General features: G+C 51.1%; 24 protein-coding genes and 1 pseudogene. 7 read left to right on the forward strand and 18 right to left on the reverse strand.

The window, feature by feature from the left end:
- The first annotated feature begins 53 nt into the window (after positions 1-53).
- Positions 54-605: a gamma carbonic anhydrase family protein gene (locus IC804_RS02030; RefSeq protein WP_081157455.1), complete on the forward strand. Its 552-nt coding sequence runs from the start codon at positions 54-56 to the stop codon at positions 603-605.
- A 188-nt stretch (positions 606-793) separates the two neighbouring features.
- Here the strand turns inward: IC804_RS02030 and paaX are convergent, their stop codons facing one another.
- The 12 genes from paaX to paaK all read right to left on the reverse strand — a co-directional run bounded on the left by paaX (position 794) and on the right by paaK (position 11861).
- Positions 794-1660, reverse strand: coding sequence for a phenylacetic acid degradation operon negative regulatory protein PaaX (paaX, locus tag IC804_RS02035; RefSeq protein ID WP_008880608.1), 867 nt, complete (start codon positions 1658-1660; stop codon positions 794-796).
- Positions 1661-1904: 244 nt separating this feature from the next.
- Positions 1905-3116, reverse strand: a complete 1212-nt coding sequence (pcaF, locus tag IC804_RS02040; protein WP_008880607.1) for a 3-oxoadipyl-CoA thiolase — start codon at positions 3114-3116, stop codon at positions 1905-1907.
- Positions 3117-3157: 41 nt separating this feature from the next.
- Positions 3158-4021, reverse strand: coding sequence for a 3-hydroxyacyl-CoA dehydrogenase (locus IC804_RS02045; protein ID WP_060475959.1), 864 nt, complete (start codon positions 4019-4021; stop codon positions 3158-3160).
- A 191-nt stretch (positions 4022-4212) separates the two neighbouring features.
- Positions 4213-5730 (reverse strand): aldehyde dehydrogenase family protein, encoded by a 1518-nt coding sequence (locus IC804_RS02050; protein ID WP_035499469.1) that lies wholly within the window; start codon positions 5728-5730, stop codon positions 4213-4215.
- Positions 5731-5747: 17 nt separating this feature from the next.
- Positions 5748-6521: an enoyl-CoA hydratase-related protein gene (locus tag IC804_RS02055; protein ID WP_029761799.1), complete on the reverse strand. Its 774-nt coding sequence runs from the start codon at positions 6519-6521 to the stop codon at positions 5748-5750.
- 12 nt (positions 6522-6533) lie between these two features.
- A complete protein-coding gene (locus IC804_RS02060; protein ID WP_011887594.1) occupies positions 6534-7310 on the reverse strand; it encodes an enoyl-CoA hydratase/isomerase family protein in 777 nt (258 codons plus the stop codon).
- Positions 7303-7614, reverse strand: a complete 312-nt coding sequence (locus IC804_RS02065) for an EthD family reductase (protein WP_029761798.1) — start codon at positions 7612-7614, stop codon at positions 7303-7305. The genes IC804_RS02060 and IC804_RS02065 overlap by 8 nt, the downstream gene beginning before the upstream one ends.
- Positions 7615-7630: 16 nt before the next feature.
- Positions 7631-8113, reverse strand: a complete 483-nt coding sequence (gene paaD, locus IC804_RS02070; protein WP_008880601.1) for a 1,2-phenylacetyl-CoA epoxidase subunit PaaD — start codon at positions 8111-8113, stop codon at positions 7631-7633.
- A gap of 162 nt (positions 8114-8275) precedes the next feature.
- Positions 8276-9109 carry a 1,2-phenylacetyl-CoA epoxidase subunit PaaC gene (gene paaC, locus IC804_RS02075; RefSeq protein WP_011887597.1) on the reverse strand — a complete coding sequence of 278 codons (834 nt, stop codon included), beginning with the start codon at positions 9107-9109 and terminating at the stop codon, positions 8276-8278.
- Positions 9085-9444, reverse strand: coding sequence for a 1,2-phenylacetyl-CoA epoxidase subunit PaaB (gene paaB, locus IC804_RS02080; protein WP_011887598.1), 360 nt, complete (start codon positions 9442-9444; stop codon positions 9085-9087). Before paaB ends, paaC begins: the two co-directional genes overlap by 25 nt.
- 7 nt (positions 9445-9451) lie before the next feature.
- Positions 9452-10420 (reverse strand): 1,2-phenylacetyl-CoA epoxidase subunit PaaA, encoded by a 969-nt coding sequence (gene paaA / locus IC804_RS02085; protein WP_029761796.1) that lies wholly within the window; start codon positions 10418-10420, stop codon positions 9452-9454.
- A gap of 109 nt (positions 10421-10529) precedes the next feature.
- Entirely contained in the window at positions 10530-11861 is a 1332-nt protein-coding gene (gene paaK / locus IC804_RS02090) for a phenylacetate--CoA ligase PaaK (protein ID WP_008880597.1), read from the reverse strand.
- 431 nt (positions 11862-12292) lie between these two features.
- Between paaK and IC804_RS18990 the strand changes: the two genes are divergently transcribed.
- Positions 12293-12397 carry a hypothetical protein gene (locus IC804_RS18990; RefSeq protein WP_370543781.1) on the forward strand — a complete coding sequence of 35 codons (105 nt, stop codon included), beginning with the start codon at positions 12293-12295 and terminating at the stop codon, positions 12395-12397.
- Between the two features lie 84 nt (positions 12398-12481).
- Here the strand turns inward: IC804_RS18990 and ilvD are convergent, their stop codons facing one another.
- Positions 12482-14161, reverse strand: coding sequence for a dihydroxy-acid dehydratase (gene ilvD, locus IC804_RS02095; RefSeq protein ID WP_008880596.1), 1680 nt, complete (start codon positions 14159-14161; stop codon positions 12482-12484).
- Between the two features lie 517 nt (positions 14162-14678).
- Here ilvD and proB point away from each other — a divergent pair.
- Together proB and IC804_RS02105 are read left to right on the forward strand one after the other, a co-directional pair.
- Complete coding sequence (proB, locus tag IC804_RS02100) at positions 14679-15803, forward strand: glutamate 5-kinase (protein ID WP_008880595.1); 1125 nt, start codon at positions 14679-14681, stop codon at positions 15801-15803.
- Positions 15800-17044, forward strand: a complete 1245-nt coding sequence (locus tag IC804_RS02105; protein ID WP_081157454.1) for a glutamate-5-semialdehyde dehydrogenase — start codon at positions 15800-15802, stop codon at positions 17042-17044. The genes proB and IC804_RS02105 overlap by 4 nt, the downstream gene beginning before the upstream one ends.
- Positions 17045-17218: 174 nt before the next feature.
- Here IC804_RS02105 and IC804_RS02110 read toward each other — a convergent pair whose 3' ends face one another.
- Together IC804_RS02110 and IC804_RS18405 are read right to left on the reverse strand one after the other, a co-directional pair.
- A complete protein-coding gene (locus tag IC804_RS02110; RefSeq protein ID WP_008880593.1) occupies positions 17219-17620 on the reverse strand; it encodes a GtrA family protein in 402 nt (133 codons plus the stop codon).
- A 14-nt stretch (positions 17621-17634) separates the two neighbouring features.
- Positions 17635-18251: pseudogene (locus IC804_RS18405) on the reverse strand (glycosyltransferase); the annotation flags it as partial.
- Positions 18252-18764: 513 nt separating this feature from the next.
- Here IC804_RS18405 and IC804_RS02120 point away from each other — a divergent pair.
- Entirely contained in the window at positions 18765-18920 is a 156-nt protein-coding gene (locus tag IC804_RS02120; RefSeq protein ID WP_011887604.1) for a hypothetical protein, read from the forward strand.
- 247 nt (positions 18921-19167) lie between these two features.
- Complete coding sequence (locus tag IC804_RS02125; RefSeq protein WP_081157574.1) at positions 19168-19617, forward strand: hypothetical protein; 450 nt, start codon at positions 19168-19170, stop codon at positions 19615-19617.
- A gap of 85 nt (positions 19618-19702) precedes the next feature.
- Here the strand turns inward: IC804_RS02125 and IC804_RS02130 are convergent, their stop codons facing one another.
- Both IC804_RS02130 and aroD read right to left on the reverse strand, forming a co-directional pair.
- Entirely contained in the window at positions 19703-20269 is a 567-nt protein-coding gene (locus IC804_RS02130; protein WP_029761791.1) for a shikimate kinase, read from the reverse strand.
- Positions 20270-20331: 62 nt separating this feature from the next.
- Positions 20332-21105: a type I 3-dehydroquinate dehydratase gene (gene aroD, locus IC804_RS02135; RefSeq protein ID WP_029761790.1), complete on the reverse strand. Its 774-nt coding sequence runs from the start codon at positions 21103-21105 to the stop codon at positions 20332-20334.
- A 350-nt stretch (positions 21106-21455) separates the two neighbouring features.
- Here aroD and IC804_RS02140 point away from each other — a divergent pair, with 350 nt between their 5' ends.
- A complete protein-coding gene (locus tag IC804_RS02140; RefSeq protein WP_190300652.1) occupies positions 21456-21755 on the forward strand; it encodes a hypothetical protein in 300 nt (99 codons plus the stop codon).
- A 524-nt stretch (positions 21756-22279) separates the two neighbouring features.
- Here IC804_RS02140 and cas2 read toward each other — a convergent pair.
- The gene (gene cas2 / locus IC804_RS18410; protein WP_223812871.1) at positions 22280-22528 is read right to left on the reverse strand and encodes a CRISPR-associated endonuclease Cas2; all 249 of its coding nucleotides are present in this window, start codon (positions 22526-22528) and stop codon (positions 22280-22282) included.
- Positions 22529-22659 lie beyond the last annotated feature (131 nt).

Raw genomic sequence — 22659 nt, forward strand, 5'->3', positions numbered from 1 at the left:
TAAAAAATATGTTATACTAATCATAACGATACCATATTTTTGGGGGGATGGGAATGCTTTATCTGTATAACGGAAAAAAACCGAACGTTCACGAAAACGTCTTTATCGCACCTGGAGCTCGAGTCATTGGCGATGTCACCGTCGGAGAAGAATCAACGATTTGGTTTAATGCCGTGTTGCGCGGTGATGAAGGGCCGATTACAATCGGTGCGCGAACGAGCATTCAAGACAACACGACATGTCATTTGTACGAAGGCTCTCCGCTTGTTATCGAAGATGAAGTGACCGTGGGACATAATGTCGTACTCCATGGCTGCACAATCCGGCGCCGCTCAATCATTGGCATGGGATCAACTATTTTGGATGGAGCTGAAATCGGGGAGGAATGCATTATTGGCGCCAACACCCTCATCCCGTCCGGCAAAAAAATTCCGCCACGTTCGCTTGTGGTCGGCTCTCCAGGCCAAGTTGTGCGTGAATTAACGGACAAAGACTTGGCGCTTATTCAGCTGTCGATCGATACATACGTCCAAAAAGGGAAAGAGTACCGAAAACAACTGACAGCTGCTGAGTCAACTGACAAAGAAACAAGCAAACAAGTTTAAAGCGGTTTCAAAATCGTTGCGGCGCGTGTAGGGAAAGTTGGGAATCATCTCGCAGACAAAGTCGCGTACCATCCCTCTTTCCCACCGCTCTATTCCGTTTTCTGTCTCGGGCATCGTGGGCATTGGCAAAATGTTCATCATTACACAAAACGTGATGCATAGCTTGGCTTGAGCCATGCACCACGAATTCACTCAAACGACACCTTTTCTTTCTCCTGTTCTCCCTTTTTGCCAAGCTCCGCTCCTTCTCGAAATACCGCCTCAAAAAAGCGGCTGGCTGGCGCGGCAAGCTGTTGGTAGTAGTCATTGAACAAGGCAGCGGCATGGCTTCCCATCCACTCGTCTGGCAGCAATTCCTCAGGTAACCCCGGATCGATAAATAAAAACTTCCGATATTCATGAACGAGCTTCGTCCGTTCAACGAAACATTCCGCATCTGACATTTCGCCACGTTCGATTTTATGTTTATCAATCACGTATTTTTGACTATAAGTGACGATAAACTGCTCATATTTTTGATTGATTTCTTCTAAGTTCCAACACTTTTCGACGAGCTGTTTGTTCATGTGCGGCCCATCATACTCAGCAAGGAAAAAGTCAACGTACGGGTGAATATGATACTTGTCAATTAAGTCATACACTTGCTGCTCCAAATTATTCGGCGAGATCCAACAGCTGTTCGAAATCGTGCCAAACCCGCTCCAAACAAGCTCCTTTCGCAATTCGTCGCGCAAATGCCGCTTGTCTTCAGGAATCGTATAAATGAGAATGCGCCATTTGCCGTCCCAATGCTCGGGCCGCGTTTTATAAATGCGGCGCGCCGCCTCTTCCATCCGCTTCACACCGCGCTCAGTGAGTGAGTAATAGCTTTTATTGCCGCGTTTTTCAGCCCGAATCCAACCTTGTTTGCTCATGCGTGACACCGCTGCCCGCACCGCTTGGTCATTATGGCCAAACTCGCGAAGGAGGCGGATTAAGCTCCCGATCCAAATTTCACCGCCGTAATGGCGGATGTAGTCGCCGTAAATCGTGAAAATCATCGAGCGTGTATTCATCTGGACGGACTCCCTTTACCTTGTTTTCGAAATATAATCGTAACAAACTTTTATAACGGTGGCAAGTCGGGCGAGAAAAAAGCGGAATAAAAAGAGCCGCACCGCTGAAGGCAGGCGGCTCCCGACGGTTGCGAACAGGCGGCATTGGACGGAATGATCGAATGGCCGGTATTGAGGAAACAGCGGCACACTCAAGCATCCCTTCATCATGACTAGGTATCTCTCAACCCCTAGCCCAACGCTCTCACTGTTCGTCCGCATTTTTGACAATCGTTGCGATCCCTTGGCCGACGCCGATGCACATCGTCGCCAAGCCATAGGTGACGCCTCGTTTTTGCATTTCATAAATCAACGTCGTCAATATGCGGGCACCACTCGCCCCAAGCGGATGGCCAAGGGCAATCGCTCCGCCGTTGACGTTGACTTTCTCTCGGTCAAGCTCAAGCTGACGAATGCACTCGAGCGCTTGCGAAGCGAACGCTTCGTTCAGCTCGACAAGCCCGATATCATCAACGGACAGGCCGGCGCGGCGCAGCGCTTTGCGCGTCGCAAAAATCGGACCGATTCCCATCACTGCTGGTTCAACGCCGGCGACGGCTGACGTCACATATTTGGCTAACGGCTTCAAGCCGAGCGCTTTCGCTTTATCGGCACTCATCAACAACAGCGCCGCCGCCCCGTCGTTCACTCCAGAAGCATTGCCGGCTGTCACCGTGCCGTTTTCAAACAGCGGCGGCAGTTTTGCCAGCTTCTCAAGCGTCGTATCTGGGCGCGGATGCTCATCCTTGTCGACAACAATCCGGTTGCCTTTCCGATCATAGTACACCACTGGCACCAATTCATCCGCAAACCGGTTCGTTTCCATCGCCCGTTTCGCTTTCATTTGGCTCTCATAGGCAAACTCGTCCTGCGCCTCGCGCGTAATGCCAAACCGCTTCGCTACGTTTTCCGCCGTTTGTGGCATGCTGTCGGTGCCGTACATTTCCTGCATTTTCGGATTGATAAAGCGCCAGCCGATCGTTGTATCATACATTTCGATATTGCCGCGTGGAAAATCACTTGACGGCTTCGCCATCACAAACGGAGCGCGCGTCATGCTTTCCACGCCACCGGCGATCATAATATCCGCCTCATCGGCGAAAATGGCCCGCGCTGCATAATTAACAGCATCGAGCCCGGAACCGCACAACCGATTGATCGTTACCCCCGCTACTTCCTTCGGCAATCCGGCTAAAAGTGCGGCCATGCGGGCAACGTTCCGGTTGTCTTCACCGGCTTGATTCGCATTACCGAAGACGACGTCATCAATTTGTTCCACCGGCAAGTTCGGATTTCGTTCGATCAGCGCGCGAATAACGACGGCGGCCAAATCGTCCGGCCGCACCTCTTTTAATGCCCCTTTGTAGCGGCCGATCGGTGTGCGCACAGCATCAACAATGACAACCTCTCTTCCCATCTTTTCTCCCCCTTGCCAACCGTAGCCGAGCGATCGGCTTGTCAGTTGTTTTCTCGATTCGTATAATCATAGACACCGCGGCCAGTTTTGCGGCCAAGACGGCCGGCCTTCACGTATTGTTCAAGCAGCGGCGCTGGGCGATACTTTTCACCTAATTTTTCATGCAAATATTTTAAGTTGTTCAACCGTGTATCAAGCCCGACTAAATCAGCCAGCTCAAACGGGCCCATCGGAAAATTCAGGCCAAGTTTAATGGCTTTATCGATTTCTTCCGGCGTACCCACTCCTTCTTGAAGCATATAGAACGCTTCATTACCGACAAGCGCGCTGATTCGGCTTGTCACAAACCCCGGAAACTCATTGACAACAACGGTCTCTTTCCCCATTCGCTCAGCGACTTCTTTCACGACTTGCGCCGTCTCATCACTCGTCTCCAAGCCGCGGATAATTTCAACGAGCTTCATTTTATGCACCGGGTTGAAAAAGTGCATGGCGATCACTCGATCCGGCCGCTTCGTAAACGAGCCGATCTCCGTCGGGCTCATCGTGGACGTATTGGTGGCCAAATAACAAGATGCCGGCGCATGAGCATCGATTGTCTCAAATACTTGTTTTTTCAACTCTAGCTTTTCCGGTACTGCCTCAATAACCAAATCAGCTCCCTGTACCGCAGCAACTAGATCAAGCGAATACGAAAGGCGCGTCTCCGCTTCTTGGCGCGCGCCAGGCGTCAATTTTCCTCGAGCGACCGCTTGTTCAAAAATGGAAGTGATTTCGTTCCGAGCACTGTCTAGTTGTTCTTGCTTCACATCAACCAACGTCGTCTGAAACCCTCCGACAGCGCCAACGTAAGCAATTCCTCTCCCCATCACGCCGCTGCCGACAACAACAAGACGTTCGATCATCGTCTTCCCCCTCTCCTATTTCACGTGTATAGCGGTGAACACTGCAAGTCGTCGGATGCTCGTCGCCAAACGGCGGAACCGTTTCCAACAACAACGATGGGGCACGGCCAACGGCCAAACACACCCCATCGCCGGTTGTCGCACACTCTATAAACTAAGACGTCATCCAAATGACAGTGTTGGCAGTCGTCTTAGACGCCAAACGGGTTGAGCGGACGCGGCCCGTAATACGACAGCACGCTCTTCGTCTCAGTATACAAATCAAGCGCTTCGACAGACAGCTCACGCCCAAATCCGGACTGTTTGTAACCACCAAATGGCGTACCCGGGAAAGCGGAGAACGGACTGTTCACCATCACAATGCCGGAGCGCAGCTGTTTGGCGACACGAACAGCACGCCCATGATCCTTTGTCCAGATAGCGGCAGCGAGCCCATAATCGCTGTCATTCGCCAGTTCAACCGCCTCGGCCTCATCGCGAAACTTCATCACAACAACAACTGGCCCAAAAATTTCTTCGCGAACCGCTTTCATTTGGTGATTTACGTTCGTCAAAATCGTCGGCTCATACCAATAACCATTTTCAAAGCCGGCGACCACCGCTTCTTTCCCACCGGCAGCGATCGTCGCCCCGTCGGCAACCGCCGATTGTACATATTCGTCAATCACCTCAAGCTGTCCACGGCTGATAATCGCCCCCACATGCGTGCCGGCATCAAACGGATTGCCGAGTTTCAACTGCTTCGTTTTAGCGACAAACGCTTCCATAAATTCATCATAGATGTCTTCGTGCACATACAAGCGGGACCGCGCCTCACAAGACTGACCGCTGTTATAGAAAATTCCGAACAACGAACCAGCGACAGCAGCCTCCAAATCAGCGTCCGCAAACACTAGGCTTGGCGACTTACCGCCCAACTCGAGTGTCACCCGTTTTAGGGTTTTCGACGCCTTCTCCATAATTTCCTTCCCAACCGGCGTCGATCCGGTAAACGCTACTTTGTCGACAAGCGGATGTTCAACTAAATAGTCTCCAACTTCCGCCCCAGCGCCAGTCACCACATTGACGACACCTTCCGGCACCCCAGCTTCATAACAAATTTCCGCCAGCACAAGGCAAGTGAGTGGCGTCAACGAAGCTGGTTTGACGACGACAGAACATCCGGCAGCAAGCGCTGGAGCAATTTTCCATGCTGCCATCATAAGCGGATAGTTCCATGGAATAATTTGCGCGCATACGCCAACCGGCTCTTTTTCCGTATAGTTGTGAAACGCCCCAGGCATCGGATTGACCGCTCCGCGATGGCCGATGATCGCCCCTGCGAAAAACTCGAAGTCTTCAATCGCTTGCATCACTTGACCTTGGGCAGCCGACAACGCTTTTCCCGTATTTAAAATCTCCAACTCTACTAATTCATTGAATCGTTCACGCATGAGCGCAGCGATTTGATATAAAATGCGCGCCCGTTTTTGTACCGGGAAATGGCGCCATTTCCCGCGGTCAAACGCTTGCCGCGCTGCCTGTACCGCCCGCTCAGCATCCTCACGCGTTCCTTTAGCGACGCGGGCAACCGGTTCGCCCGTCGCCGGATTGGTGACGACAAACGTTTCTCCTGAAACACTTTCCACCCGCTCGCCGTTAATAATCAGCTGATAAACATCGCGTTTCGTCGGCATTCGCTCCATTTTCTTTTGTTTGACAGTTGCCATCATTTCTTCCCCCTTGCTTAGTTTCCCTGGAATATTGGTTTCCGTTTCTCAAAAAACGCCTTGACGCCTTCGCGGTGGTCTGCCGTCAATCCAGCAATGCGTTGGCATTCTGCTTCTCGTTCGAGGTAACGGTCAAACGTCGCTTCTTGACTTTCGTGAAGCAACCGTTTCACAAGTCCAATCGCCTTCGTCGGCATAGCAGCCAATCGCTCGGCAAACTGCCTCACTTCCTCTTCCCAACGATCTTGCGGAATGACGGTTGTCGCTAGTCCGAGCGCGACGGCTTCCGTAGCCGCTACTTTTTCCCCAAGCACAGCAAGTTCAAGCGCCTTTGCCGTCCCAATGAGGCGCGGCAAATAATACAGGTGACCAGCATCCGGCACAAGTCCCACATGGATAAATGCCGGGGCGAAACTCGCTTTTTCCGAGAGAAGACGGAAATCACACGCGAGCGCTAAGCTCATGCCCGCACCGGCCGCTACCCCATTCACCGCGGCGACAACCGGTTTTTCTAGGCTGTGGAGCGCTTTCATCATCGGTGCGTATCGAGTGCGCAGCACTTCCCCATGATCCATCTCTTCCGTTACGCCGCTCAAATCTTCCCCAGCACAAAACGCCCGTCCTGCGCCTGTGATGACCACACAACGGACATCACGATCTGCTCCGGCCTGTTTTAGCGCCTTTGTCATTTCCTTGTTCATTTGTTCCGTAAAAGAGTTGAGCTGCTCCGGGCGGTTGAGCGTCAGCCAAGCAACTTGGCCATCCACTTCATATCGAATTGTCTCGTACATGAGGCGCCCCCCTTATTTCCCACGGAATTGCGGCTTTCGTTTTTCAAGAAACGCCGCCATTCCTTCTTTTTGGTCTTCTGAAGCAAACAAAAGGTAGAAGTTTTTCCGCTCAAACTGCATGCCTTCATAGAGCGGATAGTCTACTGCTTTTTGCACTGCTTCTTTGATAAGGCGAAGGGCTAGCGGCGGCTGTTCGGCAAGGCGCCGGGCAAGCCGCATCGTCTCTTCCATTAACAGTTCCGGACTCACAACGCGGGTGACGACACCCAATGCATGCGCCTCTTTCGCCGATAAGCGCTCCCCCGTCCATAACCACGCGAGCGCCTGTTTCGGTCCGATGAGCTTCGTCAACCGCTGCGTACCTCCCGCCCCTGGCATAACGCCAAGGTTAACCTCTGGAAAACCGAATTCCGCCGCGGCGGAGGCAATGATCAAATCACAGGACAACGCCAGCTCGAATCCGCCGCCGAGCGCTAAGCCGTTGACGGCAGCGATCATCGGCGTTTTTACAAGCGAAAGGCGATCCCAATCCGCAAATTGGTTCAACCACTCGAGCCGAACCGGATCATCGTTGGCCATCTCTTGAATATCCGCCCCAGCAGCGAACGCCCGCCCACGCCCGGTGAGCACGATGACGCGCACTTCTTCATCCCGATCGAACGATTCGACCGCCGCAACAATTTCTGACACCATTTGGCGACTGAGCGCATTCAATACATTCGGACGGGCGAGTTCAATGACGCCAACCGGCCCCTCTTGGCGCACAGCGATCGAAACGAACTCACTCATGTTCCACTTCCTCACCAACCATAAAGGTGACAAGATCCCCGGCAAATGACATGACATCTTTTGCTGATGCTTTCGCTTCTTTTGTTTTCATCGCCTCTTGGAACGCCTCTTGGTTGTCGTAATACATTTCGCATAACAAATAATAGTCACTTTCCGTCCCCATCGGCGTCCCTGTAATTTTCGTGACCTTGATTTTTCGAAGGCCAGGGATTTTTTCCGTCAGCGGCACATGCGTGTTGTAATAATGAGCATCAAACTGCTCTTTATCTTTCGGCTGTTTGTACAAGGCGATCATTTTAAACAACGTCACCATCCCCTTTCTATTCCATTGCTAAAGGCAGTACAGGCTTCATGGCTTCAAACGGATTTTTGCATTGCCTACAGTAGAAAATGCTGCGGCAAGCTGTCGGACCAAATAGATTTTCCATGACAGTCCGTTCCGCCCCACAATACGGGCATTCCACTTGCCAAGCTCCCGGCTCCATTTGCCGCGGCGGCGGAGCAATGCCAAACTGCTTTAACCGCTCCCGTCCCACTTCGCTAATTCGGTCGGACGTCCAGGGCGGATGGCGCAGAAATTCGACCGTCACCGCTTGTGCCCCCGCCTGCTTCACCGCTTCCTCCACCCGTGAGCGAATGATGTCAAGCGCCGGGCATCCAAGAAACGTCGGCAGCAAATGAATCGAGACCATGTCATCACGAATCTCAACTTGTTCCACCATGCCGAGGTCAACAATGCTGACAGAATCGATTTCCGGATCTTTCACCGTTTCTAACGCTCTCCAAACCTCTTCGTTTGTCATGGTTCTCCCTCTCACGTTTCGGTTGCCTATATGCTTCCCGCCCCTTGCCAAGGGCGGCATTGTGCGCCGTTTCGCCTTTCATGCAGCCGGCTGTGCTTGCTGCCAACCCGAGGGGGGCAGGAAAGCGGCGGCACCGTCTTTTGCGAAACAGAGTGCAACTGCTTACCATATAGCTTGCGGAACGGAGCGATAAACTTCTGACAGCGTCGCCAACGCGTCATCCAAATCCGGCGTATGCTCACCGTTGCGGCCGTTACCGTGCTTCATACCAAACGGCATCGGCCACTCCAGACCTACTTCGGCAAACGCTGGCGCCAGCGCTGCGATCGTTTTTTCCGTTAATACGTCTTCCCCTTCGATCAGTCCCCATCGCTCCATCTCCGCCCCTCTTGCCCCAAGCGTCAACACACCGGCAAAATCGGCGGCTACGTCTTGAATGGCTTTTATCATTCGCGTCCGCGCTTCACCAGGGGCATTTGTCAACTGGACGAACCACGTATGCCAATGAAGCAAATGATAGTGAAGCTCGACTTGGACTTTCGCCGCCACTTCCGCGAGCGGCTTGTACGCACTTTTTCTCAGTGACTCGAGACGGATGTGCTTCGCTTGCGTGTAAAAATATTGGCGGACGACAGTGAACGCCCAGTCATAGCGGGGTTCGCGCAAATAATGTCCCGGACCGTTCGGCAGTTCAAGGAGCACGGCGTTACGCCGCTCCGTGGCCGGCCGGGCATGTGCTAGTTCATCAGCCGTCCCAAGGCCAAACTCCTCGAGCAGCTGATAATACATGGCGGCATGGCCCATCGTATCTTGATTGATCGAAGAAAACGCAATATCTTCCTCAATATGCGGTGCCAATCCAAGCCATTCTGAACCGCGATACGCAAGTAAAAAATCATCATCTGCAAGCTGGAACAACAATTCAACAAGCGCTTCCTGACCATCGGGATGAAAATACATCGATTTTTCGCTCATCGCCGAATCTCGCCTTTCCATGATAAAATTTCTTTCTCATCGAACACGTTTTGCTCGTATTTGCGCCACCGCTTTTTCAAATCCCCATATCCCCTCGTTAACCGATAATCTTTGTTGTCAAGCCGCTTAAGCGCAACTTTTTCCTCTTCATTGATCCGCCGGATATAATCCCGCTTCACCACCCAAAGGTCGGCAACTGGCTCGCGGCGCATAAAGTTTTCTTGCGCCATCACGAGGGCGAGCTCCTCGTTCGGGGCGAGCAGACTGAACTGGTGCTGAAGCGGGGCCTCTGGTGTTCTGCGGCTGAACACTTCGAACACTTGGTAAAAGCCTTGTTCTTTCCCCATCACGGTCATCCCCCTTTCACCCAACTGTCCGTACAGCGCTGAGCGCTTCACGCACCCACGCGTTCTGTTTATGCGCAATCCTTCGCAGCTCGAGCCGTTCTTGCGATTTCGGTCCGTTGTTGCGGATAATTTCTTTAAATTTCTCCCAATCCGGTTGCCGGTAAATCCACTTCCCTTGCGTTTTGTCAAAATGCATCGTCTCGTCAGGAAGCTTCAATCCGAGCGCCCAAATGCGCGGCACGTATTTCGTAAAGTAGTCTTGGCGCAATTGTTCATTCGTTTTTGTACGGATGCGGTATTTGATCGTAATATCCTGCTTGGATGTTCCCGTCGTTTCTGCCGTCGGTGGACCGAAAAACATGAGAAGTGCCTCCCACCAACGGTTGAGCGCTTCTTGAAGCATGTCTTTTTGCTCCTTCGTTCCTTCAGCTAGCGCCAAAATGATCGATTCTCCGTGTTGGGCATGAAACACTTCCTCAGCACAAATGCGCTTCAACGCCCGTGCGTACGGCCCATATGATGCATCAAGCATGTTCGTCTGCGTCATAATCGCCGCTCCATCAACAAGCCAGCCAATCAACCCGGCATCCGCCCATGTCGGCGCTGGCATATGGAAGACGTTATGGAACTTCAGCCGCTCGTTCAATAAATCTTGGATAATGTCTTCCCGCGTTTTGCCAAGCGGCGCCATCAAATCTTCCGCCACCCGAATCAGCAGCTGGCCGTGCCCCATTTCGTCCTGCACTTTAGCCATAATGCCTAGCTTTCGCCGCAATGTCGGCGCTTTCGGCACCCATTCCTTTTCCGGAAGCGCTCCCATAATTTCGCTAACCGCATGCATCGCAACGAGTTTAATGAGCGTCATCCGATATTCATCCGGCATCCAATCGTCCGCTTCGATTTTCTCCCCCGCTTCGATGCGGCGCATGAACAGTTCATGTTTCTCGTCCTCAGACAGACGAGTGAACGTCATGATCGTCCCCATCATTCATCCCCCTATTAAATATAATTAAAAATCATATAACGTTTATCTAACGTTATTATATTTTAATGTTATATAATTTTGCAATCTTTTTTTCTACTTTTCTTTCAATTCAAACGGATTGTTTCGCTTCGAACTTACGTCGGTCGATGACACGCACCGCTTTCCCTTCTGAACGAGGGAGGGTTTTCGGAGGATGGAGACGAACACCAATCGAAACGAGACAGTGTGTTTTCAACAGCGATTGAACTCGCCGAGCAAGCGCAACGGCCTGCTCACTTTGTAAATCGCCGCCGATCTGGCTGTAAAAATCATCTGTCACTTCCGCGTGCAACTCCACCGCTTCCAAATGACCGTGGCGGAACCGGTGTAGCTGATAGTGCGGAGCCAGTTCCGAAACACGAAGCAGATGGTGTTCAATTTCTGATGGGAACACATTGACGCCACGAATGATAATCATATCGTCAACACGTCCCTTCACCCGTGACATGCGCACCGTTGTTCGCCCGCAAGCACATCGCTCCCTTGTCACCGAAGCAATATCGCCCGTCCGATAGCGGATGACTGGAAACGCCTCTTTCGTCAAACTCGTAAAGACAAGCTCTCCTTCTTCCCCTTCCCCTACCGGTTCAAGTGTGTTCGGATTAATGACCTCGACAAAGAAATGGTCTTCGGCGATATGAAGTCCATCTTGCGCTTCATGACATTCCATAGCCACCCCAGGGCCAATCACTTCACTTAACCCATAAATGTCGCACGCTTTGATGTCAAATGTCTCTTCAAGCGTGCGCCGCATCTCTTCCGACCACGGCTCCGCTCCAAAAATCCCGTATTTCAGCGATGTTTGCCGCGGATCTTTGCCCAACTCTTTCATCCGCTCAGCAATGTTCAACACATAGGACGGTGTCCCGCAAATGATGGTCGGGCGGAAATCTTCAATAATCATTATTTGCCGTTCCGTATTGCCGCCAGAAACAGGAACAGTGACCGCTCCGAGCCGCTCACTGCCGTAATGAAGCCCGAGCCCGCCGGTAAATAACCCGTATCCGTACGCATTGTGAACGACATCTCCCGGCTTTCCACCAGCTATCGCCAACGCCCGCGCTACAATATCGGCCCAATGATCAATGTCACGCTTTGTATAGGCGACAACGGTCGGTTTTCCACTCGTGCCGCTTGACGCATGCAAACGGACGCATTGAGTGAGATCAACTGCTAGCAAACCGAACGGATAATGCGCGCGCAAATCGCTTTTTGTCGTAAACGGCAGCCTGCGCACATCATCCAATGTCCGGATATCCTCAGGTTTCACTCCTGCTTCGTCAAATCGCTCACGATAAAATGGCACCCGCTCATACACGCGTTCCGCCGTTGCCCGGAGCCGGCTGAGCTGGAGCCCTTCAAGCTCACTGCGCTCGGCCCTCTCAATGTCATGCAAAATCATCCTTCCTGACTCCCCCTTAATATAAAGCGTTTTCAAAGATACAAAAATATATAACGTTATATTAACGTTATATAAATTACATATCACACCTAACTTTAAAATAGTATGAATATTATAAAATGTCAATATGATTTTTCTTGTATGAACGGGGAATGGGATCAGATAGCTGTCCCTCCGAGGCAAAACAAGATCGATTGGTGATGTAGGTCGAATGAGAAAAAGCGCCCCGTTTTTCTTTCGGGACGCCCGTTTTTTACCAAGTCGCAGCCATGGCTATATTTCCTCTCACTCTTCATGGAATATTTACCTAAATAAGCGCGCATCAGACAAGACATCGAACAGAAGTGTTTGCTTCCTCGTGAGGATTTGACGACAAAAACGGTTTTTCGCTCGCTTCACAATGGTGGATACACCACATTGCGAAGCAAATTGTGCAGGCTCACGGCGGAACCATCGAAGTCAAAAGCCAACGGGGAAAAGGAACCTCGTTTACTCTTTTTCTTCCCATCCAACCAAACGAGGGCGATATATCATGATGAAAAAGCCTGCCTGTTTTCACTCGTCCAGGCAGGCTTTCTCTTTTACGGCAGGGCGCTCATTCATCGGAAGCCGCTGCTGCCTTAAAGCTTCATAACCCCCCCTGTGCTCGCTGAAGTGACGTGCTTCGAGTAGCGGGCGAGATACCCGGTTTTTACTTTCGGCTCAAAGCCTTTCCAGTTCGCTTTGCGCCGTTCAAGCTCTTCGTCAGACAATTTGACATTGATCGTCCGCTTGACCGTGTCGATTTCGATTATATCGCCGTCTTCGATGAACGCGATCGGTCCGCCTTCTGCTGCCTCCGGAGAGACGTGCCCGATCGACAAGCCGCGCGAAGCACCGGAGAACCGCCCGTCAGTGACAAGCGCCACTTTTGTGCCGAGCCCCATGCCGACAATTTGTGAGGTTGGCGCGAGCATTTCCGGCATGCCTGGGCCACCTTTTGGCCCTTCGTAACGGATGACGACGACATGGCCTGGCTTGATTTTGCCGCTGGCGATGCCTTCAAGCGCTTCTTCCTGCGAATCGAAGACGATGGCTGGCCCTTTATGGCGCGTGATGCCGCCTTGAACCGCGCCGGTTTTAATGACCGCTCCGTCCGGTGCTAAGTTGCCGAACAAAATGGTGAGCCCGCCCGTTTCCGAATACGGGTTATCGATTGGCCGGATGACATCATAGTTTTTCACTTCACAGCCGGCAATGTTTTCTCCAAGCGTTTTACCAGTGACAGTGAGCGTGTCTAAATGGAGTGTGCCTTCTTTTTTCGACAATTCATTGAGCACCGCCGAGACGCCGCCCGCTTCGTGCAAGTCTTCAATATAATGGACATCCGATGCCGGAGCGAGCTTCGCTAAATGCGGCACGCGTGACGCCACTTCGTTAATCCGCTCGAGCGAATAGTCAATGCCGGCTTCGTTGGCGATGGCCAACGTATGTAGTACCGTATTCGTCGAGCCGCCAAGCGCCATATCGAGCGCGAACGCGTTATCGATTGCTTTTTCCGTGACAATGTCGCGCGGTTTAATATCATGTTCGATCAAATACATGAGCTGTTTCGCCGATTCGCGGACAAGCTCTTTACGCGCCGGGTCAACCGCTAAAATCGTCCCGTTGCCTGGTAAGGCGAGCCCGAGCGCTTCGGCCAAACAGTTCATCGAATTGGCCGTGAACATGCCCGAACACGACCCGCACGTCGGACAGCCGTACTGTTCGAGTTCCATCAGTCCTTTCTCATCGAGCGAGCCGCCTAAATACGCCCCGACTCCTTCAAACACGGACGAGAGTGAAATTTTCCGCCCATCTTTCGTTACGCCGGCTTTCATCGGCCCGCCGCTGACAAAAATCGTCGGGATGTTGAGCCGCATCGCTGCCATCATCATTCCTGGCGTAATTTTGTCGCAGTTCGGAATGCACACCATACCGTCAAACCAATGCGCGGAAACAACCGTTTCAATCGAGTCGGCGATAATTTCCCGGCTCGGAAGCGAATAGCGCATCCCGATATGCCCCATCGCGATGCCATCATCAACGCCGATCGTATTCATTTCAAACGGCACGCCACCCGCTTCACGGATCGCTTCCTTGACGATTTTTCCAAACTCTTGTAAATGGACGTGTCCAGGGATAATGTCAATATATGAGTTGACCACCGCAATAAACGGTTTGTCAAAATCTTCTTCTTTCACGCCAGCCGCCCGCAATAAACTTCGGTGCGGAGCGCGGTCGAATCCTTTTTTAATCATGTCGCTGCGCCGTGTTTTCATGAAGAGTCCCTCCATCGTTCAGATTAATAGGTTGCTAGTATTGTACCACTTTTTTTAATAAATTGACAATTACCTTTATTCTGAATGCGTTTTCATTGTTTTGTCTAGAGCAAGGCAACGTAAAAATAGGCTGCTCCCCTTGACATCAACAACGTTTAGGGGCATAATTTCTTACAAACTATAAAATTGTTGAGCCTATCCTTGACAATCGACGAATGAGAACGGCACGGGACTAGTAAACCGAGGGAACGCGCCAGAGAGTGGAACCCATAGGCTGGAAGGTTCCTCGCGGGAAGCCGGTTGAACCTGCCCTAGACGGCCGCTTATGCAAACATAAGCCGCATGCCTGCGTTACAGGCTAGAGGTGGGCGCTTTGTGCGCCAAAAAAGGTGGTACCGCGGAACGCTTTTCCGTCCTTTTCAAAGAGGAGGAAAAGCGTTTTTTTATTGTCCTCTTCCCAGTTGTGGTCAAGAGACAGTGGAATAGACGACAGAAAAAATCCAAAGGAGGGAATGCGATGAAACGGCAGCGCGTCGTTGTGAAAATCGGGAGCAGCTCACTCACCGATCCAAAAGGCGGCCTTTGCCATGATAAACTGCTTGATCATGTTCAAGCGATCGCTTATATGAAACAGCTCGGCCATGACATCATTCTCATCACATCCGGTGCAGTTGCGGCCGGCTTCGGGCCGTTAGGCTACCCAACGCGGCCGACGACGATCGCCGGCAAACAGGCGGCTGCTGCCGTCGGACAAAGCTTATTGATGCAGGCGTACAGCGCACAGTTCGCCCAATTCGGCTTCACCGCCGCCCAGTTGTTGTTGACGCGCAGCGATTTTTACAGCCGTGAGCGATTTCGCAACTTGTTTGCCACGATCACCACATTACTCGAACACGGCGCCGTGCCGATCATTAACGAAAACGACTCCGTTTCCGTCGAAGAGTTGACGTTCGGCGACAATGATATGTTGTCAGCGCTTGTGGCAGGCTTCTTGCATGCCGATGCGCTCGTTTTGCTCACTGACATTAACGGGCTGTACGACGCCAATCCGAAAACGAACCCGCAGGCGAAAAAATACGCCTTTTTGCCAGAGATTACGAGCGAGATGCTCGCCTCAGCCGGCGGCAGCGGCTCGACTGTCGGCACCGGCGGCATGCGCTCAAAGCTGTTAGCTGCGCAAAAAGCTCTCTCCTTCGGCGTCAGCGTCTTCATCGGCACGGGAAGCGGCAAAGAAAAACTGGCTGATATTTTAGCTGGAAAAGGTGACGGTACATACATCGGTGTTCCTTTTCCGAAACAGATGCAAATGCGCAAGCAATGGATCGCCTATCACGCCCCCGTTTCCGGCACAATCACTGTGGACAGCGGCGCCGAGGAAGCGCTGCTTGACCGCGGGAAAAGTTTGCTGCCGGCCGGCGTCACGGCGGTTTCCGGCGACTTTCATGCGATGGATGTCGTCGATGTCATCAACGAAAAAGGCGTTACCATCGGCCGCGGTCAAGTATATTACGCCGCCGCCGATTTGAAAAAAGTGAAAGGGCGGCCGAGCGAAGAAGCGCGGCAATACTCTTACCTTCACCGCCCGGAAGTCATCCACCGCGACAATTGGGTCACTTTGCGAAAGGAGCGTGTCAAAAGATGAACGAATTGCTCGAAAAAGCCGAACGGTTGAAAACGGCGTCACAAACGTTGGCCATGCTGTCGACAGAAGAAAAAAACGCGGCATTAGAACAGATTGCCAAAGCCATCGACCGCAAACGCGCCGTCATTTTAGCGGAAAACGAAAAGGATATGGCCGCCGGCCGCTCGCAAGGGCTGTCACCGGCTTTGCTTGACCGGCTGCAGCTCACGAATGAACGGATCGATCAAATCATCAGCGGCGTCCGCCAAGTCGCCTCATTGCCGGATCCGGTTGGAGACATCATCGAGGAGTGGACGCGGCCAAACGGCCTTCGCATCCAAACAGTGCGCGTGCCGCTTGGGGTGATCGGTATGGTATATGAAGCGCGCCCGAACGTGACAGTTGACGCTGTCAGCCTTTGTCTGAAAACAGGCAACGCCGTCCTGCTCCGCGGCAGCTCATCGGCGCTTCATTCCAACAAAGCACTTGTCAGCGTCATGAAAGAGGCGCTTCGCACAACGGCCATCCCGGAAACAGCCATTGAGCTGCTCGAAGACACGAGCCGGGAAACAGCCCAGCGCATGTTCCGCCTAAACGATTATCTCGATGTCCTCATTCCGCGCGGCGGAGCGGGGCTCATTCGCTCGGTCGTCGAAAACGCCACCGTACCGGTGCTTGAGACCGGTGTTGGCAATTGCCATATTTTCGTTGATGAATCGGCCGAGCGATCGATGGCGATCGATATCGTCTTAAACGCTAAATTGCAGCGTCCATCCGTCTGCAACGCCATCGAAACCGTGCTCATTCATGAGCGGTGGCCGTACGTCGGCGAACTGCTTGAGGCGCTTCATGCTCGCGGTGTTGAGCTTCGCGGCGACCGACGCCTTGCCGCCGCCTATCCGTTCGTCAGCGAAGCGGCGGAAGAAGACTGGCATACAGAATATTTGGCACCGATTTTAGCGATCAAACTCGTCACTGATGTCGATGAAGCGATTCAACATATCCACCGCTACGGAACGAAACATTCCGAAGCGATCATCACGGAAAACGAAGCGCATGTCCGCCGCTTTTTCCAAGCGGTCGACGCGGCGGTGTTGTACCATAACGCATCCACCCGCTTCACCGATGGCGAACAGTTCGGCTACGGGGCGGAAATCGGAATCAGCACGCAAAAACTGCACGCGCGCGGACCGATGGGGCTTGTTGCCATCACCACAACGAAATCGCTCGTATACGGGACGGGGCAAATCCGAACGGTTTGACCGGGACGGGAAGCGGAACAATCCGCTTCCCCGTCCTTTTGATGTATACCATCGCGAAAAGATCCGACATACCGTTGATGGATTTTCGCAGCTATGAACAGCGTTTTTCCTACAAAAAACGATCCGGGCCGCACATGGCTTCCGGATCGTTTTGATCGTTTGCTCCGCTTTCCGTCAACGTTCGCTTGTCGATTCCACAAACACCCAACAGCGACTGCCGATGAAATTGACCGCCATACCAGCCATCGTGGCCGCACCTTTCGCGAACCAAAGCGGCTCGAACGGTTCGGCCACCAACAAGACAACGAGCGACACACCAAGTGATAGGCCGTTGACAACAAGAAACCGGAACAACTCCCCGATATTCGCCTTTTGCCGCATTTGAAACGTCCAACGCCGATTCCAAATGTAGCTGTTTATCACCCCGGCGCCATAAGAAACGACTTGCGCAGCGGCCGCTGGAACGCCTGCAGCAGTGAGCAGAAAAAAGACAACAAAGTCAACGATCGTATTGCTTGCCCCAACAACGGCAAAACGCCATGCTGTTTGTTTTTCTTTACGGAATGTACGAAGCATTTCGTTCTGACTCCTCATGTTTCGTTGATGACATAAAGTGGCCGCTCTTTCACCTCTTCATCAATTCGCCCAATATATTCCCCGATGATGCCGAGTATCGTCATCATCACCCCATTGCAAAGAGGCATCACGACCAACAATGACGCCCAACCGGCAACTGTTGAATGCGTAAACCATTATAGGACAACCATCATGCCGACGGCACTTCCCACCGACTGCCAAAACACAAATACGTTCCGTTCGCCAGCTTGAGCGGTTTGTACGAAAACGACGTGATCCATTGAGCGAAAAGCGAATCATTTTTTTGAGCGGGTACTTTGTCTCACCAGCCGCGGCTCTCTCCTATTCGACCGCCGTCTGCCGGAGGCCGCGCCAACTTGCCGCGGACAAACCGGCTGCGCTCTTTCATATAGACTAACTGATCGCACACCTTCCGGTCAACCAAGCGAAAATCGCCGATATCGAAGGGAATGTCAAATTCAATTACCGAGCGCAATACGCGATAAAACATATAGGCGGTCCATTTTTTAAACCGTGTCTCTCCTTTTCGCTTCACGCGCCGGGCATAAACGACATCATATCCTTCTTTCCAACGGGCGATCATTTCGAAAACCAATTCAGGAGGAATCCGAACAACAGCTTCGTCAAGCGAGGCACGATCCTAAAAAGCGGGAGACAAGCGGTTCGAATGCATCGAACCAACACGCGGCTGCTTGCGTCCCAAATCGTCAAAGCTGACTTCCTCGCTCGCCCCTCCAAACGAATGACAACGCCGCGTTTAGGCTGACCAAAAATGAACTCCCCCATAAAAGCCATCGGCCGCCAAGCTGTAAGTCTATGGCGGCCGATCGTGCTTCTTCTTTATTTAATGACCTAGTCGTTCGAAATTATACTTACACTGGAGGATAAATCATTTTGAAGCGAGAAGCTGATCAGAATATAATAAAAAAACGAGTTAGTCAACTCGTTTTTCATCATAAGAAATTCAGCTCGCTCTTTTGTCCTCTCTTATTGCTTTTGAATAGTACTGAGCGAAATTTATTGAAACTCTCATAGGATATAATAATACCGATTAAGGAATGACAAAGTGAAAATATACACAGCCTTAATAAAAGACAAAACTAAGAAGGGCTAATCAGTTGAGATGGATTTTTGCTATAATATTGATGCTGATTGGGCTTTTTTATCTTCCTTGACCATTGATCAAATGAACAATATAGGTCATATCATTATGAGAATTATAGGATTTGGAAGTATTTTTGTTGCTGGTTTCGTTGTTAGAGGGAAGAAAGAAGAATAATAAAGTAGTCAACCTTCTTATTAAATATTGTCTCTGTTAAAAGAGATTATCGATAGTGGATACTTTTCCTCATATCATTTTCCTAAGAACAAGTATTCAGAAGACTTTGTCGCAAGAGACCGTACAAAACCAACGATCCCCAAAGTTTCTTGTATAGGGTATGGTGAAAAATCATTGGCTCTAAACGATCGATCTTCTGCCAACGTGCGTGTAGCTTTCATATAGTGTGGAAAGGCGATGAACAAGAGTGAAACTCCCTAATGGAATAACCGGCTTTTATCATGCAAACGTCGATCCCCCTCCTCCTCAAGTAGATGGGAAACCATTCAAGCAATTATGTTTTGATGTTGCCATTCGCAGCGGTGGAAAGGTCATTGATTTTAAAAGCTCGCAATATCCAGCCAATTTTTATTATGCGCAAGTTCAGATGGTCGATGATCCATTGTATATATTGCTTAATGCCCATTATCCTTACCTTGCTGTTGCATCGACAGTTGAATGTGGAAACATCCAATTTATCGACCATCCTGTTATTGATGAGCAGTTTTCTCCGTTTTATCAAGTATTGCAATCAGCCGAACTAAACGCTCCGATTCACCCCAATTTGATATCGGGATTGAACAGTGCAGAATTGGAGCAAATTTCCTACTGGAAACCGAAAACCATCGGAGAAATCATCTTTAACTACTGGGATTAAACCATCCAGGAACCCCCATAAAAAAGGAGTTCCTGTCTTCTTTTCAAAAGCCAACATAAACATTGAACAGAGCAAACACACCACTTCATCGGTTTGGTTCGTACACATCCCACATCCATTTGATCGACTCAACGATTTGATCGGCCGCTTGTTCGGCTTCAAGCTCATTGATGACCACGCGGGAATGATGGAGAGCGTAAGCCGACTGCCGCTGGAAAAACAGCTGCTCCACCTCTTCCAACGTTTTGTTTTTCAACACCGGGCGGCTGTCGACAATGAGCGGCAGCCGTTCCTCTTTCCAATAATCCCATGACAAGTCAAGAAAAAAGACGATGCCATGAGCGAGGCACGCGCGTCGCACCTCCTCCTGCAAATACGCGCCGCCGCCGAGCGACAAAATTTTCAGCCTCGTATTCGTGCATAAATCGACGATGAGTTCCCGTTCCACTTTTCGAAAGTACGCTTCTCCTTTTTGCGCAAATATCTCAGGAATCGACATCCCTTGTCGCCGCTCAATTTCCGCATCGACATCGATAAAATCGCGATACAGCTTTTTCGCGACCAGCTGCCCGATCGTCGTTTTTCCCGCTCCCATAAAGCCGATTAAAATGATGTTTCGCTCACGGAACGGGATGGTGGTTTGCCTATTCATGGTGCACTCCCCTTTCTCCTTCAACCAACAACTCATTGTCTTTCCGTATGTAACCCAACGAATCAACGGCTATATTTTTGCAATACCGACAGCACCGCCCGTACGTCCTCCATCGGAATTTGCCCCGGAGCAGAGCTTTGTTTCCCAACGGCGAACGTAACCGCCGAGCCAAACAGCCATCCGACGAGCCGCGTCATCGCGCCTAACCCACCCATCGACATCGTAATAAGCGGAATGGAAAGCTCGCGCCGCGCCTGTTGCGTCGCCTCTAGCAACACCAGCACATCTTCCGGAGACGTCGGCATGACGGCCACTTTCGCAATGTCAGCGCCGCCCTGCTCGGCCCGACGCATGATGTCCACCAACATCTCTTTCGACGGCGTACCGTCAAAATGATGGCTTGAAATGATAAGCCGCACCCCGCATTCATGGGCAGTACGGCGCACATCGGCGATACGCTCCCCGTAAGCCAGCTCGCAGTCAATGAGATCCACGGCTCCGCTTTCACACACCACTTTCATTACTTGCTGCTTTTCCTCTTCATCAAGCGGAATCGGCTGTCCTCCTTCCCGCTCCGAACGGATAGTAAACAAAATCGGGATGTCCCCCGCCACACGCCGCAGCTCGTTTGCTACCTCCAGCACACGCTCCTGATCGCCGATGTGGCGAAAAAAATCGGCCCGCCATTCAATCAAATCTGGCTTCTTTCGGCAAACCTCCTCCGCTTCGCGCAGCACTTGCCCAGCATCCTCCCCGACCACCGGGGCGCAAAGGCATGGCTCATCGCCGCCGATGACCGCATTTCGAACTTTGATGATGTTCGCTGAAATATCCATCCATCGTTCCCCCATTCATGACTTTGCCAAATCAAACACGGCGGCTAGCCGTCTAAAAGACAGAGCCACACAAATCAAACCGTCCGCCTTCCGGTGAACAGCTGGAAGGCAACATCCATCTCCTTTGATCCAATCTAATATTCTTGCTTCTCTTTCATTCAATGATTTTCATGCTTTGTGATCATCGCAAAAATCATTTCGTCGGCCGCCCACCTCTTAGTAGAAATATAACTGAAAAATCATTCCTAAGCAATGTTCGAATAGTCGAAATGTTCCTGTGAGCCTTCGGTTTATCCGTCATCGACGCCTCTTTTACGACCAATCCGAACATCGCCCTTCTTTACATTTCGATGTCTCTCGACACTTTAGCTATCATATCATCACTCGCTTACAACCTCCCAACGTTTATCGCTTCTAAAGGGACTGTCGAAACATGGATCGGTCTTTTGACGTTTGGCAACCATTCCATGGACACTGTCGTGCCGATCACCGAAGTGACCGCTTCGTTTATGTACACGTTTCTCGTCGCTGCGATCATTTTGCTCACCGATATCTTCAGCGATATTTTCCTGCTCACCGATTTAGAGACGATTGAGCCGATGGACGAGCCGGCAAATAAGGCAGACATTTCACGATCAAACGGACACTAACAAAAAAGCGTCCTCCTCCCGGCGTAAAAACCGAGCAAGGACGCCTTTTTCTTTCTCATCATCAGCTAGCCTCTATCTCCCTAAAAGACAAACATTTCCTCATGTGACTACAACAACTTTTTCATCGTTCTAGGCCAAAAACCCAGGAACACAGCAACCATTCCTCTTCCCGAGTTTTCATACCACCCACAAAACGCTTTCTCCCAACATACATCCACCCGTTTCGAAGAAACATGGCGAGACGGATGGTTCTGATCCTCTAAACGAGGCCTATCTCTTTCAACAGCTCCTTCATTTTACCATTGATTTTCTAAGGCGGTAAGGGGCCATTTTGCACACCCCTTTCACCCCCCCAAAAAATAAAATGTGATTATGTTAACTTGTGCAACTGACCAAGATCGTCAACCGTCCAAAGCATGGATCTATCAACGAAATATTTCGAAAGACGAAAGAAAAAGAGGCTTGCACACCCCTGCCGTTTTTCCGGCCATTTTGGGGTGTGCAAAACGGAAAGAAGCCGCCCGCTACACGATCAAGTTGTTCCACGGGAGATGATCGAAAGGTGTGCCAATGACGTACTTGTTTTCGTAGCTTTCCACCGTTAGCTCATATACGCGCAAGGAATCCCCTTCCCCGATCCACGGCCGGGCTCCTTCCACCATTTCCTTTGCCTCTTTCGCAGTCAAATACGCTTCGAATACGCTTTTTTGCACCCGAATGCCGGCGTTCAGCAACCACTTGGCAAGTTTATTTCTCTTTTTTATGTCTTCCATTTTTCCAAAATTTTCGCCTAGATCTCTTTAACCAATTCATCTGGAGAGGAAATGTCATCCATAAGAATCTCATCGATGCCAGCATCTCTGTTGTTTTTGCCCATCGTTCCTACTCCTTCTCATACAGTAAA

Origin of the sequence: Geobacillus sp. 47C-IIb (genome assembly GCF_014679705.1) — a bacterium.
GTDB classification, from domain to species: Bacteria; Bacillota; Bacilli; order Bacillales; family Anoxybacillaceae; genus Geobacillus; species Geobacillus thermodenitrificans.